Raw genomic sequence first — 13,752 nt, 5'->3', positions numbered from 1 at the left:
GATGCTATTTTCTCCAGTGAATCTTAATGTAGGAGGGATAAAAATAAATTCTGTCGATAACGGGGCTGTTGTTAACCTTGGGCCTAGCCAACATCTTGATCAGTTTGTATCCTACAAGCGAAACCAGGGAGTGGGCGAGAAAAACGGTGACTTACAGCAAAATTTGATGTCCTTTTCAGGGGTATGGGATACGGATGTTCTTGACAGTTTGTCTAATAAATCAAGTGTTATTTAAGAACACCAACAAAAAGGAAAAAGGAGTGCTTTTATGGTTTTAATCACACCAATGGTTGTAAATGTGCTCGGTTTTAAAATTAACACCATCGATAATGGGTCTGTTGCCAATATGGGTTCTATGCAACTCGTCGATCAGTTTGTAACGTACAAGCGAAATCAAGCATTTGGGGAACAAAATGGTGACTTTTCTCTGACGAATGTTCCAGTTGCTGCAGTTTTTGACCCTGATGCCACTGACAGTAATGCCGTTAAAAATAGTGTCGTTTGATTTTAGAAGAATCGAGTAAAAAAGAGCCACGAAGGGAGATCCTCCGTGGCTAGGTATTTAGTGTAATTTTTCTATTTCATTTTGAAGCTGTTTTGTTCGCTTGGCATTTCCTTCAGCGAAATTGGCAAGTCTTTCTTTAAGCTCATTATCGTTAGAAATACGTTCTGAGGTAATCAAATAGCGTCTCATCAATTCTGTTTCTGCTGTGTATGCAGTTTCCAAAATTCCCTTTAATGCTACGTCTGTGAGCGCATCCTCACGGTCATGATCTCGATCATAATCCTTCTCATGATTCATGATAAATCACCTCATTAGAAGTATTTGCGTTTTGGAGGAGAATAAGGCTGTAAATATTAGTTAAAAAGCGCCTGCTCAAAGACTTATTCAAAAACGCCAATGATCGGTTGTCCATTTTTAACGTTTGTTAGTACCCCGGTGTCATCTTTAGCGATTTGTCCAGATACGATTACATATTCGATGCCTTTTGATAAAGAAGCTGGTTTTTCAGCTGTTGCTGTATCTGTGATTTTATGATAATCAAAAACCGTTATATCAGCCGTGGCACCTTCATGAAGTCTTCCTCGTGTTGCCATCGCTGGAGCAATGTCCTCCAGCTGTCTTGCGGAATGAATTGTTATTTTTTTCATACCTTCCATTAGTGGTACAACATCAAGGTCACGGATATATCGGCCAATAAACCTCGAAAAGGTTCCAGCTCCTCTTGGATGATTAAACTCATTATCCATTATTGCATCACTTCCAATCATACTATGATCAACTTGAAGTGCTTGAATGAGCTCTTTTTCTTCCATCGCATAGACAATTACAATGCCACCTTTTTTTCGATAAATCGGAAATGTTTCAGCCGTAAGTCGCTCGGTTGTTCCAGCAACCTGAATATCAGAATAAGTAATGCCAAAACGTGATTGCCAGTCTCCAGCCATACGTTCAAACGAGATATTAGTCGCCCAAGAATCGTATGGGTAAACATCATATGTGACCTGATAACCTTCAGAACGAGCTTCTTCAATTAGCGCAAGGGCCTCTTCCATCGCACCCGTTCCACCTGTACTATGAAGATGCATGAAATGGACAGGAGCATCGAGCTCCCTTGCATACCCGAGAACTTCTTTTACAGAATCAATACTCGTGTGCTCTCCCGTTAGACTTGAATGTCTTCCATGAAAATGAGTAACTAGCCCATATTCCTTTGCTACTTTCATGATAGCTTTAATTTCTTCCGGAGTAGTTCCAGGATAATACTCAGGGCTAAACGCAACTGAGAGTGCCCCCTTTTTTATTTCCTCACGAGCACGTTTTACCATATAGTCAATTTGTTCTTTTGTCGGTGTGCCATGATTACCAAGACCTGCCTCATAGCGCAATCTGACCGCATACAACGCACCGCCATAGTTTACAGATGTAGGGTATTTGCTGTATTGATTAAAGAAACCATTGAAATCAACGGTACATCCGTGCATCGATAAGTTCGTCGTGACCCCGTCACCAATTTTATATTTCGCTCCCATCGGACTTGGATTGAACGAGAGCATATCAATAAAACCAGGGCTCACGATTTTTTGATATGCATCTATTTCGGTTTCCCCTTGAATAGTTGCTTTTGTGACCGTAGCAATTTTGTCATCGTTAATACCAACATCATAGCCAATTTTAATAGTCTCTTTATCTGGATCAAGGACGATTCCATTTTTTATGACGATGTCATATGCTTCAGACTGCTGCTCATCAGCAGAATCTGAATGCTTGTATTCGTAGACTTTAATCGCAAGCTTGTCCTTTTTTGACTTAAACCCAATAAGTTGTTCACCATCGAATAAAAACTTATCGCCATTTACTTTTTTTAACTGTGTCGTTTGATTCGTTGTTAGGTCATGAACATATGCCGAAACCTTTCCCTGATCCTTAATGGTATAAACAATTTGTTCAAGTGCAGGATTGGCATCGACCCAATCAAGTGTCGCTTTTTTGGATGGTAACTCCACGGTAAGCAAATCCATATGAGAATTTAATTCAGTTGTATTAAAAATGATATCCGCATTTTGTTTTTCGGAATTCGTTTTTGCGTACAACATCCCTTCCGTGTACCCATTTTTGAATTTAATATTGCTGATTTTTGCTGTATCCTCAAAAGGAATTTCAGAAACAGTTTCCTTTGTCGCAATATTAATGATTTCCATGAAATTACTACCATCTTTCTTTTTTCCATACAAATACATCAGGTGGGAATCAGGATTTACTTCAACCCCTTGATAGGTACTATCTGGTTTATTTGGCAGTTGATAATCCTCCCATGGTTTCACATTTTCAATGAAGGATTGATTGCGGTCTCCAATATAAAGTTTTTTTTCACCCTTTTCTTCTAGTATGGCGAGTACCTGATTTCCATAAAACGTAATCCCGTCTATCTTGAAGCCGTTTACAATCAGTTGACTCTTAACAGCTTCGTCGGTATCGGTATAAGACTCAGATGGAGAAAAGATTTTCGAACCAAAAAAAACGACAAACAGGACAATTACAAGCATTACGCCATATTTAATAATACGATTTCTCATCATTCATCACCTTAATAAAAGAGGAAAAAATCTCGAAACTCGAAATCTTTTCCCCTTACCTTTACTCTTTTAATGCTGCTTCTAGAGCAACCTCAATCATATCATTAAATGTTGTTTGTCTTTCTTCTGCTGTTGTTTCTTCTCCAGTTAATATATGATCGCTAACCGTTAATACGGATAATGCATTTCGACCAAACTTCGCTGCTAATGTGTATAGTGCAGTTGTTTCCATTTCAATAGCAAGAATGCCATATTGTGCCCACTTTTCTAATTCTGCATTTTCGTTGTAAAACACGTCACTTGTGAAGACATTTCCTACTTTTAGGTTAAGCCCTTTTTCAGTACCTACATCATACGCTTTTTTTAATAAATCAAACGAGGCTGTTGGAGCATAATCAACTGTTCCAAAGTTGATACGGTTCATCTGTGAATTCGTTGATGATGTCATCGCTAAAATAACATCACGTACTTTCACATCTTTCTGGATCGCACCGCAAGTACCGACGCGAATTAGGTTTTGAACACCGTATTCATTCATTAGTTCATGTATGTATATAGAGATGGATGGAACACCCATTCCAGTCCCTTGCACAGATACTCGCTTTCCTTTATATGTACCGGTAAATCCGAGCATACCTCGCACTTCATTGTAACATGTAACATTTTCTAAAAAGTTTTCTGCAATATATTTTGCACGCAAAGGGTCCCCTGGTAATAGAATCGTTTCAGCGATATCCCCTTGCTTAGCACCGATATGTGTACTCATTCATGTTCCTCCTATGTAAAATCTTGCACTTTTTCTATCTTACCACAAATACATTCTACTTAAAAATAGTCATGAACGCAAAATTATGGGGAAAGCTATGGTTGTAATAATTCCTAAGGGGGGTTCATACGTGGCTAAAGAAAAAATGAGCAAAAAATTGCGACAAGCTGTTGATTATGCAAACGCTACTGACACTACAAAAGGTGTTGGTAATCCACCTAATACATCAAAAAAAGAAAAAGAAGGATTTATGCAACCTAAATAAGTGGAGGGATCCTAATGGGTAAAAAAAATCGTAACCGTATAAATGCACCTAAGAAAAACAATCATACACCACCTGAAGCAATAGAAGCTGAACAAATTGCACATGGAAAAGAATTTTCCGCTGCAGGTGGTCGTAAAAACGGTCCAGGTCATAATGAGTGAATGTATAAAGGCGCCCATATAATGGGCGCCCTTTATTCTTAACTATAACGACTAATAAGTTGATTTATTTTTGATTTTATTGTTGGAAGATCATCTGTTGTCACAGTGAAATTAACAAAAGATTCATCCATATCCATTGCTTCTGCAATAAGGCTACTTAATCCTCGAGCACGTCTATCCACCTGCATGAAAACTTCTAGCTTGTGATCTGATTGCGGGAAGAACATCACTTCCACTTCGTCTAATTTTCCACGGTAAGCACCCGTTGTTGGGACAAATTCAAATTCCTGAACAAAAGGAAGACGTCTTCTTAGGCGATATGGCGCAGCTTCACACTCTACCTTACGAAGGCTAAATCCTAGATCATAGAGGGCATTCAACACACCTGCTGCTAGTGGAGAAGGGGAAACAGAAATATAATCCTTGTCAGATGGATCAATGGCATTTTTTATTTCCAACCCTGTATGGACCCACACTTTTGTTCTTCCTAGTGTTGAAGGCGTATCTTGTGGAAGCACGAACGAAAACGGAATTTCACGTCTTTCATTACTACCAATCTTGAACGGTTCTACAATTTTTATTTTTTCAATCGTTGCTTGCTTGTTTATATTTCTTTCATTGAATTCTTTGATATATGTGGTCATGACAGACAAATAAATCTCATCAATTTGCTGCTCCATATTCCCACCCACAATTTCAACAACGCCTGTTACTTTTTCACCGGCTTTTAATCGATCCGTTGAAAGTTTCGTATCAACCCTTGCACTTCCGATTCCAATACTCGAAAAAATTTTATTAAATAATGACATCGTATTCCCCCTAGATATTGATATAAAAATATACGGTTAGTATCTAAAAAAGTTTCTAAAAAACATTAATATATTTTTTTAGACATAAAAAAACGACGGGATTCCCGTCGCCGATATGTACTAGTCTTCTCTTTCCTCGTCAATTACACATTTATAAAGTAAGTATTCAAATGTAATATCTGCTAGCTCCTCTAGCTCTTCCTCGCCTGGGGCAAATCCCCTTTGGACAAGTTCGTTATAGAAAAACTCTGCAATTTCCTCGGTATCAATAACAACCTCAATTTCCTTCAGCATGATCGCCCCCTTTACTTAAGGTGTATGTTTATAAATCAGCACCTATGTCAGTTTTGTATGTATTTTATTTTTTAGTCATGAATCCTCATGTTCATACATAGGATGAAATATAAAGATTGGACAAGCCTATTGGAGGGGTTCTCATGACAAAACATACCGTTATCGTAAAATTCCCAGTACAAGCAGAAATCAAAGAGACAAATAAATTCCTTGAATTTATTGATGGAGATGGATTCGACAAAGTGTTAGGAAAAGTAACAAAAGGATTATTTTCGACTATTTTATTTTTAGGGATCCCTTATTTCATTTATGTTCTTGTGCAAGCTTTCTTCATGGGTTAATCGTTACCTTTCCCGGACTCAAATTTTTGTAAATTTTTCAAAGCTAAATCCATAACGTCCTTATATTTCTGATCCTGGAACATTTCGTACAGGATCTTGTAGTCGTTGTACACATCAAGTAAGCCATCGATGATTTCTTTTTTCTCTTTTTTAATACGCATATGATCCTTTTCTGATTTACGATAGATATCCATATTTTCATACATCCCCACATTTTTGTTTTTCTTTTTCACAAAATACTTCAGCGAATATTTTTGAAGGAATGTTTCAGCTTGATCAAAATCTGCAAGTAGTGTGAGCTCATCCTCTCCCGCTTCGAGCCACTCACCATCTGTCACACGCGCTAATTCGTAAATCACATCCTCCCAAGCACCCTCTTTGTATCTCCAAATTTCCGTGTGTATCCCGACAATTTTAAATACATCGTCTTCATATCCTTGAACAAAGACAAGGTCACCAAAATAATATTTATATTCAATCTCAATTTTTTCGATTTCCATCGACTTTGCTTTGTATTCAGAAAGTAAAGTTAATGCTGCTTCCGAATAGAATACTTCGCCTTTATTTACTTTATAAAGAAAGTTTCCATCGAGTTTGCGGATATCTGTTACAGACCCAACTGTTCCATATAACGTAACAACGACGATATCCCCGATTTTATATTTTGGCTTTTTGCTTTTACCATCCATATCCTCATCCCTTTAGCTTTTATGTCGATTTGAAGGGTGTGAGATAGTATATGCAAGTCTTTTAAAAAACGGCATAGGATTAGGGCTTGTGAGATAAGAAAAAAGAAGGGCTGGCGAGCCTAAAATTTATGGGGGTTAAGCGTTCGATTTAGAGGTATATTTGTTCGTTTATTTAGTGGCAGTATTATAGAAACAGCGGCAGTATAATTGGGTAGTGACAGTATTTTTAAATTAGTGACAGTAAAATCTTGATAGCGACAGTATTTTTAAATTAGTGACAGTAAATATTCGATAGTGACAGTATTTAATAAAAAGTGAATTAAACTAAAAAAACCACCGAAAACGGTGGTTAATAATCAATCTTCGTTCTGATAATGCTCCCAAGCTTGATCGAAAATAGACATACTTTTTAAATATTGGCCGTTTAGCTCTAAATAGGAGCTCAATTCATTGTAATCCTTCGAATAAATTGGAAAGCTATGATCTAAATAAACGTCATTTGCAAATTGACTAATCTCATCTTTTGCTTTCGCAGCACGAAACTTCACAATATAGTGATAAAATGACTTCCCCATGACAACCACATCCTACTCTCTCGAACCATTTTTTTGTCATTTTATCACGTTATGTTGTCCTGTCAACTAAAAACGAAAGTAATTATGTTTCAAAAATCGTGGAATCTTCATGAGTTCCTTGTATTGAATGGCTTTTGAAAGTTTTTTTGTATCAATCAGCATGAGTTGGTCTTCGATTTCATTGATGATGTTTTCTTCTTGATATTCCATGCCACAGGATTCACACCTAACACTAGGTGTTTCAGTAATTTCAATAGCACGTGTACCATCTGGAAGCTCCCAAAACACACTGTTTGTAATTTCACGTGCCTTTTCAGATTCACACCACATACATTTCAAAGATTTAACCTCCTATCTTTAACTTGATGCCTCTTCTCCCTGATTTCCCTGCATTTTTTTCAAAGTGGATTGAAATTTTTTCTCTTTCAATTCATCCCGTTTTTCTCGTTTATCCTTTAATGTACTGTGAGATGGATCTTCATTGTATTTTTTCCTGCGTGAAATCCGGTTAATTCCTTCTGGGACAAGGTTGAAGCCTTCGCCCAGTAAACCGGCAATTCCAGCTATTGATTTTTTATCTTCAAGCGATCCGTAATGCTCAGTAAAGTATGCATCGGCTCGACCAGGCACATAGTTTTCTGGCTCAGGATATGTGGTAATGACTCCTTCAAAGTTACGAAGGACCACTTTGTCTGGACTTTGTGAAAGCAGATAATTCGGCTGTAAGGCAATTTTTCCACCCCCACCAGGTGCATCGACCACGAATGTCGGTACAGCATAGCCTGATGTGTGTCCGCGAAGACCCTCAATGATTTCCAAGCCCTTTGAAACAGGCGCTCTAAAGTGACCGATTCCTTCAGATAAATCACATTGGTAAATATAGTAAGGTCGAACTCTAATCTTCACTAAATCATGCATCAACTTTTTCATGATTTCGACGCTGTCGTTAATACCAGCCAATATAACGGATTGGTTACCGACTGGAACACCCGCATTTACTAGCATTTCACACGCTTTTTTCGCTTCCTCTGTAATTTCCAATGATGTATTGAAGTGGGTATTCAACCAAACAGGGTGATATTTCTTTAAAATATTGCACAGATTTTCTGTAATTCGCTGCGGAAATACGACAGGTGCTCTTGTGCCAATTCGAATGATTTCGACATGTGGAATCTCCCGTAAATTTTTCAAAATATACTCAAGGGTGTTGTCGTTGATTAATAGACCGTCACCACCGGATATAAGCACATCACGTACCTCAGGCGTGTTGGCAATATAGCTGATTGCAGCATCAAGCTGTTTTTTCGGCACCCCCATGCCGATTTGGCCGGAAAATCGTCTTCTCGTACAATAACGACAATACATCGAGCATTGGTTTGTTACTAAAAAGAGGACGCGGTCAGGGTAACGGTGGGTCAGACCAGGGACTGGAGAATCTTCGTCTTCTTCAAGTGGATCCTCTAAATCGTATTTTGTCTTGTAGATTTCCTTTCCAATTGGTACTGACTGCATCCGAATTGGACAGCGTGGGTCATCTGGATTCATTAACGAAGCATAATAAGGCGTAATATTTAAAGGAATCGTCTTTGTTGAAATTAAGACACCCTCTTCTTCCTCTGGAGTAAGGTTAATCACCTTACGTAAATCATCAATTGTACGGATGGTATTGGTTAGTTGCCAAATCCAATCATTCCATTGCTCCTCTGTTACATCCTTCCATAACTCAATATCTTTCCAATGACGCTTAGGCTTATATAAGTTCATCTGCATAAAAAATCTCCTCCCTACTTTTAGTAACATGCAAGTTGCATGCCAACTTATAAGGCAGAGAGGAGATTTCGATTAAAATTTCTTTTTTAGCAATTTGTACTGCAAGGTTTGACGTGGGATTTCAAGTAGTTTTGCGGCCTTGTTGATATTTCCACCTGATTTTTTCATTGCAGCTTCAATTAAAGTGTTTTCCGTTTCTTGTACGGCTTCACGCAGTGGCCTTAACGGAGGTGATGAGACTATCGCCTGTGAATTGACAAGATGATTTGGTAGTAATTTCTTGGTCAAGTTCCCACCTTCTGCCATGATCATCGCATGCTCGATAATATGCTTTAACTCACGAACATTTCCCGGCCACTTGTATTGCACGAAAAAGTCTAATACCTCATCGTCCACTTTCGACACATTTTTTTGAAAGCTATGGTTATAAATTCCGATAAAATGATCAACTAAATAAGGGATATCTCCAATTCGTTCGCGTAATGGTGGAATCTCAAGTGAAAAAACATTTAATCGGTAATACAAATCCGGTCGTAATTCACCCGCCTTCACACACTCCGAGGGATATTTATTTAATGCTACAATCACTCGGACATCCACTTGAAAGGCTTTTGGGCTACCAATTCTGCGTACCATTCCATCTTCAAGTACACGAAGTAATCGTGATTGGAGTTCGAGTGGCATTGAATTGATTTCGTCTAAAAAGAGTGTTCCACCATGGGCAATTTCAAATAACCCGGCACGGTCGACCGCACCTGTATAACTGCCTTTTACGGTTCCAAATAAAATGCTTTCTAACAAGCTTTCAGGTAAGGCCGCACAGTTTTGAGCAATAAATGGTGCCTGTCTTCGTGCTGATTCATTATGAATCGCTTGAACAAGTAGCTCTTTTCCTGTGCCAGTCTCCCCATACACCAATACGGTTGATGAAGAGTTGGCAACCTTAGTTGCTTGTTGCTTCACATGAGTGAAGTGCTCATTTTTCGTCAGGATGTCATGAAAGGTGTATTTAGCTCCGTAAATTTCATTCGGTTTTTTTGATACACCCCGAACCTTTGATTGAAGGTCCATTAATTTATTTGATAAATCTTTGATTTTAGAGTAATCCTTTCCAATCTCGACAGCCCCAATGAAGGTACCGTTTATTTTAATCGGAAGGGTCGTATTCACTGTGTCAATCAGCTTTCCCCATTTATTTTTATAGGTTTGGGGGAGATGAAAAATCGGCTGTTTTGTTCGAATAACTTTTAATAGAGTACTAGAGTCTTCATTTAATGAGGGAAAAACCTCAAGAAGATGCTTACCCAGAACCTCCTCGCGGCTAAGCCCATCGTGCTCTGCTGCGACCTGATTATAGAAGATGGTGATTCCTTCCTCATTAACAACATGAATGGCTTCATCTATGCTATCTAAAATGGCGATGACGAGTTCTTCCCCGATTTGCACCATCTCCACCTCCTAATCGGATGATGAAATTCCGGCGTTTGATGCCGAAAATTCGGCCAATTATTTCTTAGTTAAATCTTTTACCCACACATTCATATCTTCAATCTTATCAAAAATATAACAATTGTTAGTGAGTCTGCCAGTATACGTGTATCCTAACTGATAGAAGCTTTTATTCATACCATATGAAAGTGCCCTCGCAATCGAGTATGCACAATAGATTCCATTATTTATCAGCTCTTTTTCAAGTTGAACCAAGAGCTTTTTCATTAAACCATGTTTTCGATATGCATCCAGCGTCGCACAGTCGGTGAGTTCTGCATTGTAAAAGGTAGGGTTCACTTCGGCTGAGGCAGCACTTATAATCGTTCCGTTATCCTCGACTACATAAAAAATGGTCGATTCCTTCATCACTTGCTCAATATAGTCTGGGTTGTTTAATGGTGTTGGATAAATTTGAAACACAGTATTATATAACGCGGCTAGTTGCCCTGCGTCTTTCGGCGTTGCTTTGCGGATAAAAAAGTCGGTGTCTGTATGCTTGGTTTCCTGTGGATTGCGTAAGATGTCAGTGATTATTTTTTCTTCTTCCATCCATTTTTCACTGTTTCTTCTTTCATTTGAAAAATATTTCGTAACAAAATAGGCATCACTACCATTAAAATATTTAGAGATCATCGCTTCGATCATGTAACCGTGAGCCATAAAACGATGTAGGTCCTCTCTTTTTGCCATACAAATGATTTTTTCAAAGGAATGCTGTACGGCAATCACGTGAACCTCATCTAAAAGTGAAAGTAGATTTCCACGGTATTCTAATACTCTCAACCTGCGATTAAAATAATCTATGACGATGCTTGCTTGATATGTAGCGGCATTTACTTGTATTAGTTCACTATACTTCTGACCTGACAACATCAAACCTCCTCAAAATCTTTTCTATCATCATATCATTAATCTTCTGAAACTTCACACCATGCTAAAATCGTATGAGCTATAATTTCTGCCGTTTCAAACATTCGCTCAAGTTCTATATATTCATTTGGATAATGGGCAACCTCAGTTGTTCCCGGACCAAAGACAATTGTTGGAATTTTGCCTACCGCTGTTAACAGCCCACCATCTGTACCCCACGGGGATGCTTCAATAATGGGTTCTTTCCCTTTTACCTGTTTATAACTATTTTTTAAAAGATTCATAAGCTCATGGTCGGGTTCAATCGTGCCTGGTACCCAACGTGCGCCAAACCATTCAAGTTCAACAGGATGTTCCTCGAACCATTTATCAATCTCGGCTAATTTTTCAAGCCATTGTTGCATTTCAGCTTTGGCGTGGTCGATCGTTTCCTCAGGTGCAACTCCCATTCGACCTTCGATTGTGACAACGTCCGGAACAGAAGATGGCCATGTTCCTCCTTGAATTTTCCCAATATTAATTGGAACAGGAATGGGTGTATTTTTATACAAAGGGTCATTAATTGCACCATTGCGAATCATTTCCAGCTTTAACAGATGATTGACAACAGTCATCGCTTTTTCAATCGCACTAACACCCTCATACCTTGTGCCGCCATGCGCAATTCGACCATAAATATCAATTTTAAACCATAAGGATCCTTGTTGTTTAGGAAAAATCTTCATATTTGTCGGTTCCGGGATAATCGCCCCATCTGCTTTATATCCTCTTAAAATAGACGCAAGGGTACCAGCTCCACCACTTTCCTCTTCAATCACACTTTGAAAGATAACATCTCCTTTTAATTGTATACCTGAATCCTTGATGGCTTGGATCGCTAAAAGGAGTGCCACATTTCCACCCTTCATATCAGTAGAGCCGCGCCCATATAATTTTCCATCCTTCACTTCAGCAGAATATGGATCCATCTCCCATTGTGTAATATCGCCTTCTGGAACGACATCAATATGACCATTTAAGAGAAGGGATTTCCCACCACCTGTCCCTTTTAGGACACCAACAACATTGGGGCTATCGAGAAAAGTGGATCGAGGTGACACAAAATAAGGATGCTTTAATAGTTCTGCACCATTTGGTTCCCAGATATCAATTTCCATTCCTAGTTGGCGGCATTTTTCAATAATAATTGCCTGCGAGGATCGTTCATTCCCTTGTAGACTTGGTTCTTGAACGAGCTTTTTTAAAAGACGTATCCCTTTACTCTTGTTTTCTTGTATCCACTTTTTCACATTCGCGTTATTGTCACTCACACACTTCTCCTCCCTTAGGCAAGTTGTAATTCGGCACTTGTATTTTTGACGACATCTTCGACTGTAAAAGGAGCCATTACTTCAAGTAAATGAAGTCCATCCTCTTTCACCTCAATCACAGCCATATCAGTGATGATGAGATTGACACAGCTTTTCGAGGTGAGTGGAAGGCTACATTCCTTGACAATCTTGGAGTTTCCATGCTTGTCGATATGATTCATTAAGACAATGACTTTCTTCGCTTTTTGCGCTAATTCCATCGCTCCGCCCATACCTGGAACGCGTTTGCCTGGAACAATCCAGTTTGCTAGGTCACCTTTTTCACTGACCTGGAGTGAGCCTAAGATGGTGATATCAATATACCCGCGGCGGATCATGCCAAAGGCAATTGAACTATCAAAATAGGAAGATCCGGTTGCAGTTGTTACTGGATATCCAGCAGCATTACAAAGGTTCTCGTCCTCCTTTCCCTTTTCTGGGCTTGGACCAATCCCTAAAATTCCGTTTTCTGCATGGATCATGACATTTATGCCAGCAGGTAGGTGATTTGGAACGAGGGAAGGAATCCCAATTCCAAGATTAACAATCATTCCATCCTTAATCTCTTGGGCTGCTCTCTTTGCAATTGCGTTACGAATATCTACTCCCATACCCATTTCCAATTCACCCCTCTACTTTCGATGATCATATCGACATAAATTCCAGGCGTCACGATTTCCTCAGGGTCAAGTTCAGAAAGTGGCACAATTTCTTCAACCTCGGCTATCGTGAATTTACCTGCCATTGCCACAAGCGGATTCATATTTCGGGCACTTTTGTCATAGACGAGGTTTCCAAATGGATCGGCCTTTTTCGCAAAAATAATGGAAACCTCAGCAGTTAGTGGCTTTTCTAAAAGATAATCAGTACCGTCAACGTGAATGATTTGTTTCCCATTTGATACAATTTCATTATCAATTCCGACATCTACTAAAATACCACCAAGCCCCACTCCACCCGCACGAATTCGTTCCGCAAGTGTCCCTTGTGGGGAAAATTCAATTTCCATTTTTCCTTCTGTCATTAATTGTCCTGCAACCGGGTTTGAACCAATATGGGACACAATGCATTTTTTTGCATGACCACGGCTTACTAGTTTTCCAATTCCTATGTTTGGAAAACCAGTATCATTTCCAATCAAAGTCAAATCTCTGACATTTCTCTCAAGTAATCCATCAATTAATGTCGGAGGGCTTCCAATCCCACCAAAGCCTCCAAACATTACGGTTGTTCCATCATTGATACGTCCAAGTGCCTCTTCTAGAGTTGAAATCTTATTGTAGCGATTTTCAAT

Annotated in this window: 19 protein-coding genes; 5 read left to right on the top strand and 14 right to left on the bottom strand. The window is 39.0% G+C overall.

The window, feature by feature from the left end; all coding sequences use genetic code 11:
• Window position 1 precedes the first annotated feature (1 nt).
• Entirely contained in the window at window positions 2-235 is a 234-nt protein-coding gene (locus DZB84_RS00435) for a spore germination protein (RefSeq protein WP_116350281.1), read from the top strand.
• 33 nt (window positions 236-268) lie between these two features.
• Window positions 269-505: a hypothetical protein gene (locus DZB84_RS00430; protein WP_116350280.1), complete on the top strand. Its 237-nt coding sequence runs from the start codon at window positions 269-271 to the stop codon at window positions 503-505.
• 57 nt (window positions 506-562) lie between these two features.
• On the opposite strand, the gene DZB84_RS00425 is transcribed toward DZB84_RS00430, so the two are convergent.
• The 3 genes from DZB84_RS00425 to deoD form a co-directional block, all read right to left on the bottom strand.
• The gene (locus tag DZB84_RS00425) at window positions 563-802 is read right to left on the bottom strand and encodes a hypothetical protein (RefSeq protein ID WP_116350279.1); all 240 of its coding nucleotides are present in this window, start codon (window positions 800-802) and stop codon (window positions 563-565) included.
• An 83-nt stretch (window positions 803-885) separates the two neighbouring features.
• The gene (locus DZB84_RS00420) at window positions 886-3,078 is read right to left on the bottom strand and encodes an amidohydrolase family protein (protein ID WP_189655097.1); all 2,193 of its coding nucleotides are present in this window, start codon (window positions 3,076-3,078) and stop codon (window positions 886-888) included.
• A 61-nt stretch (window positions 3,079-3,139) separates the two neighbouring features.
• A complete protein-coding gene (gene deoD, locus DZB84_RS00415; protein ID WP_116350277.1) occupies window positions 3,140-3,844 on the bottom strand; it encodes a purine-nucleoside phosphorylase in 705 nt (234 codons plus the stop codon).
• Between the two features lie 130 nt (window positions 3,845-3,974).
• Here deoD and DZB84_RS25400 point away from each other — a divergent pair, with 130 nt between their 5' ends.
• Together DZB84_RS25400 and DZB84_RS24740 are read left to right on the top strand one after the other, a co-directional pair.
• On the top strand, window positions 3,975-4,109 hold the full coding sequence (locus DZB84_RS25400; protein WP_262983756.1) for a hypothetical protein: 135 nt from the start codon (window positions 3,975-3,977) through the stop codon (window positions 4,107-4,109).
• 14 nt (window positions 4,110-4,123) lie between these two features.
• Window positions 4,124-4,270: a hypothetical protein gene (locus DZB84_RS24740; RefSeq protein ID WP_010281467.1), complete on the top strand. Its 147-nt coding sequence runs from the start codon at window positions 4,124-4,126 to the stop codon at window positions 4,268-4,270.
• Window positions 4,271-4,308: 38 nt separating this feature from the next.
• On the opposite strand, the gene DZB84_RS00410 is transcribed toward DZB84_RS24740, so the two are convergent.
• Together DZB84_RS00410 and DZB84_RS00405 are read right to left on the bottom strand one after the other, a co-directional pair.
• Window positions 4,309-5,079: a sporulation protein gene (locus DZB84_RS00410; RefSeq protein WP_116350276.1), complete on the bottom strand. Its 771-nt coding sequence runs from the start codon at window positions 5,077-5,079 to the stop codon at window positions 4,309-4,311.
• Window positions 5,080-5,199: 120 nt separating this feature from the next.
• Window positions 5,200-5,370 carry a YozD family protein gene (locus DZB84_RS00405; RefSeq protein ID WP_116350842.1) on the bottom strand — a complete coding sequence of 57 codons (171 nt, stop codon included), beginning with the start codon at window positions 5,368-5,370 and terminating at the stop codon, window positions 5,200-5,202.
• Between the two features lie 146 nt (window positions 5,371-5,516).
• On the opposite strand from DZB84_RS00405, the gene DZB84_RS00400 reads away from it, so the two are divergent.
• Window positions 5,517-5,714 carry a hypothetical protein gene (locus DZB84_RS00400; protein ID WP_116350275.1) on the top strand — a complete coding sequence of 66 codons (198 nt, stop codon included), beginning with the start codon at window positions 5,517-5,519 and terminating at the stop codon, window positions 5,712-5,714.
• On the opposite strand, the gene DZB84_RS00395 is transcribed toward DZB84_RS00400, so the two are convergent.
• From DZB84_RS00395 to DZB84_RS00355, 9 genes are all read right to left on the bottom strand, one after another.
• Window positions 5,711-6,403, bottom strand: a complete 693-nt coding sequence (locus DZB84_RS00395) for a hypothetical protein (protein ID WP_116350274.1) — start codon at window positions 6,401-6,403, stop codon at window positions 5,711-5,713. The two genes, DZB84_RS00400 and DZB84_RS00395, sit on opposite strands and share 4 nt — an antisense overlap.
• Window positions 6,404-6,759: 356 nt before the next feature.
• Window positions 6,760-6,978 carry a YozE family protein gene (locus tag DZB84_RS00390; RefSeq protein ID WP_116350273.1) on the bottom strand — a complete coding sequence of 73 codons (219 nt, stop codon included), beginning with the start codon at window positions 6,976-6,978 and terminating at the stop codon, window positions 6,760-6,762.
• Window positions 6,979-7,044: 66 nt separating this feature from the next.
• Entirely contained in the window at window positions 7,045-7,317 is a 273-nt protein-coding gene (locus DZB84_RS00385) for a YokU family protein (RefSeq protein WP_116350272.1), read from the bottom strand.
• 18 nt (window positions 7,318-7,335) lie between these two features.
• Window positions 7,336-8,748: a lysine 2,3-aminomutase gene (gene kamA, locus DZB84_RS00380; protein WP_116350271.1), complete on the bottom strand. Its 1,413-nt coding sequence runs from the start codon at window positions 8,746-8,748 to the stop codon at window positions 7,336-7,338.
• 72 nt (window positions 8,749-8,820) lie between these two features.
• Complete coding sequence (locus DZB84_RS00375) at window positions 8,821-10,197, bottom strand: sigma-54 interaction domain-containing protein (protein ID WP_116350270.1); 1,377 nt, start codon at window positions 10,195-10,197, stop codon at window positions 8,821-8,823.
• A gap of 57 nt (window positions 10,198-10,254) precedes the next feature.
• Window positions 10,255-11,112, bottom strand: coding sequence for a putative beta-lysine N-acetyltransferase (gene ablB, locus DZB84_RS00370; RefSeq protein ID WP_116350269.1), 858 nt, complete (start codon window positions 11,110-11,112; stop codon window positions 10,255-10,257).
• Window positions 11,113-11,147: 35 nt separating this feature from the next.
• Complete coding sequence (locus tag DZB84_RS00365; protein WP_116350268.1) at window positions 11,148-12,419, bottom strand: peptidase; 1,272 nt, start codon at window positions 12,417-12,419, stop codon at window positions 11,148-11,150.
• A gap of 14 nt (window positions 12,420-12,433) precedes the next feature.
• Window positions 12,434-13,075 (bottom strand): 3-oxoacid CoA-transferase subunit B, encoded by a 642-nt coding sequence (locus DZB84_RS00360; protein WP_116350267.1) that lies wholly within the window; start codon window positions 13,073-13,075, stop codon window positions 12,434-12,436.
• Window positions 13,060-13,752 carry a CoA transferase subunit A gene (locus tag DZB84_RS00355; protein WP_116350841.1) on the bottom strand — a complete coding sequence of 231 codons (693 nt, stop codon included), beginning with the start codon at window positions 13,750-13,752 and terminating at the stop codon, window positions 13,060-13,062. Before DZB84_RS00355 ends, DZB84_RS00360 begins: the two co-directional genes overlap by 16 nt.

It is taken from the genome of Bacillus sp. HNG, from assembly GCF_003400205.1.
In the GTDB taxonomy this organism is placed as follows: Bacteria; Bacillota; Bacilli; order Bacillales; family Bacillaceae_L; genus Ferdinandcohnia.
This window is presented reverse-complemented; position numbering and strand designations above follow the sequence as displayed.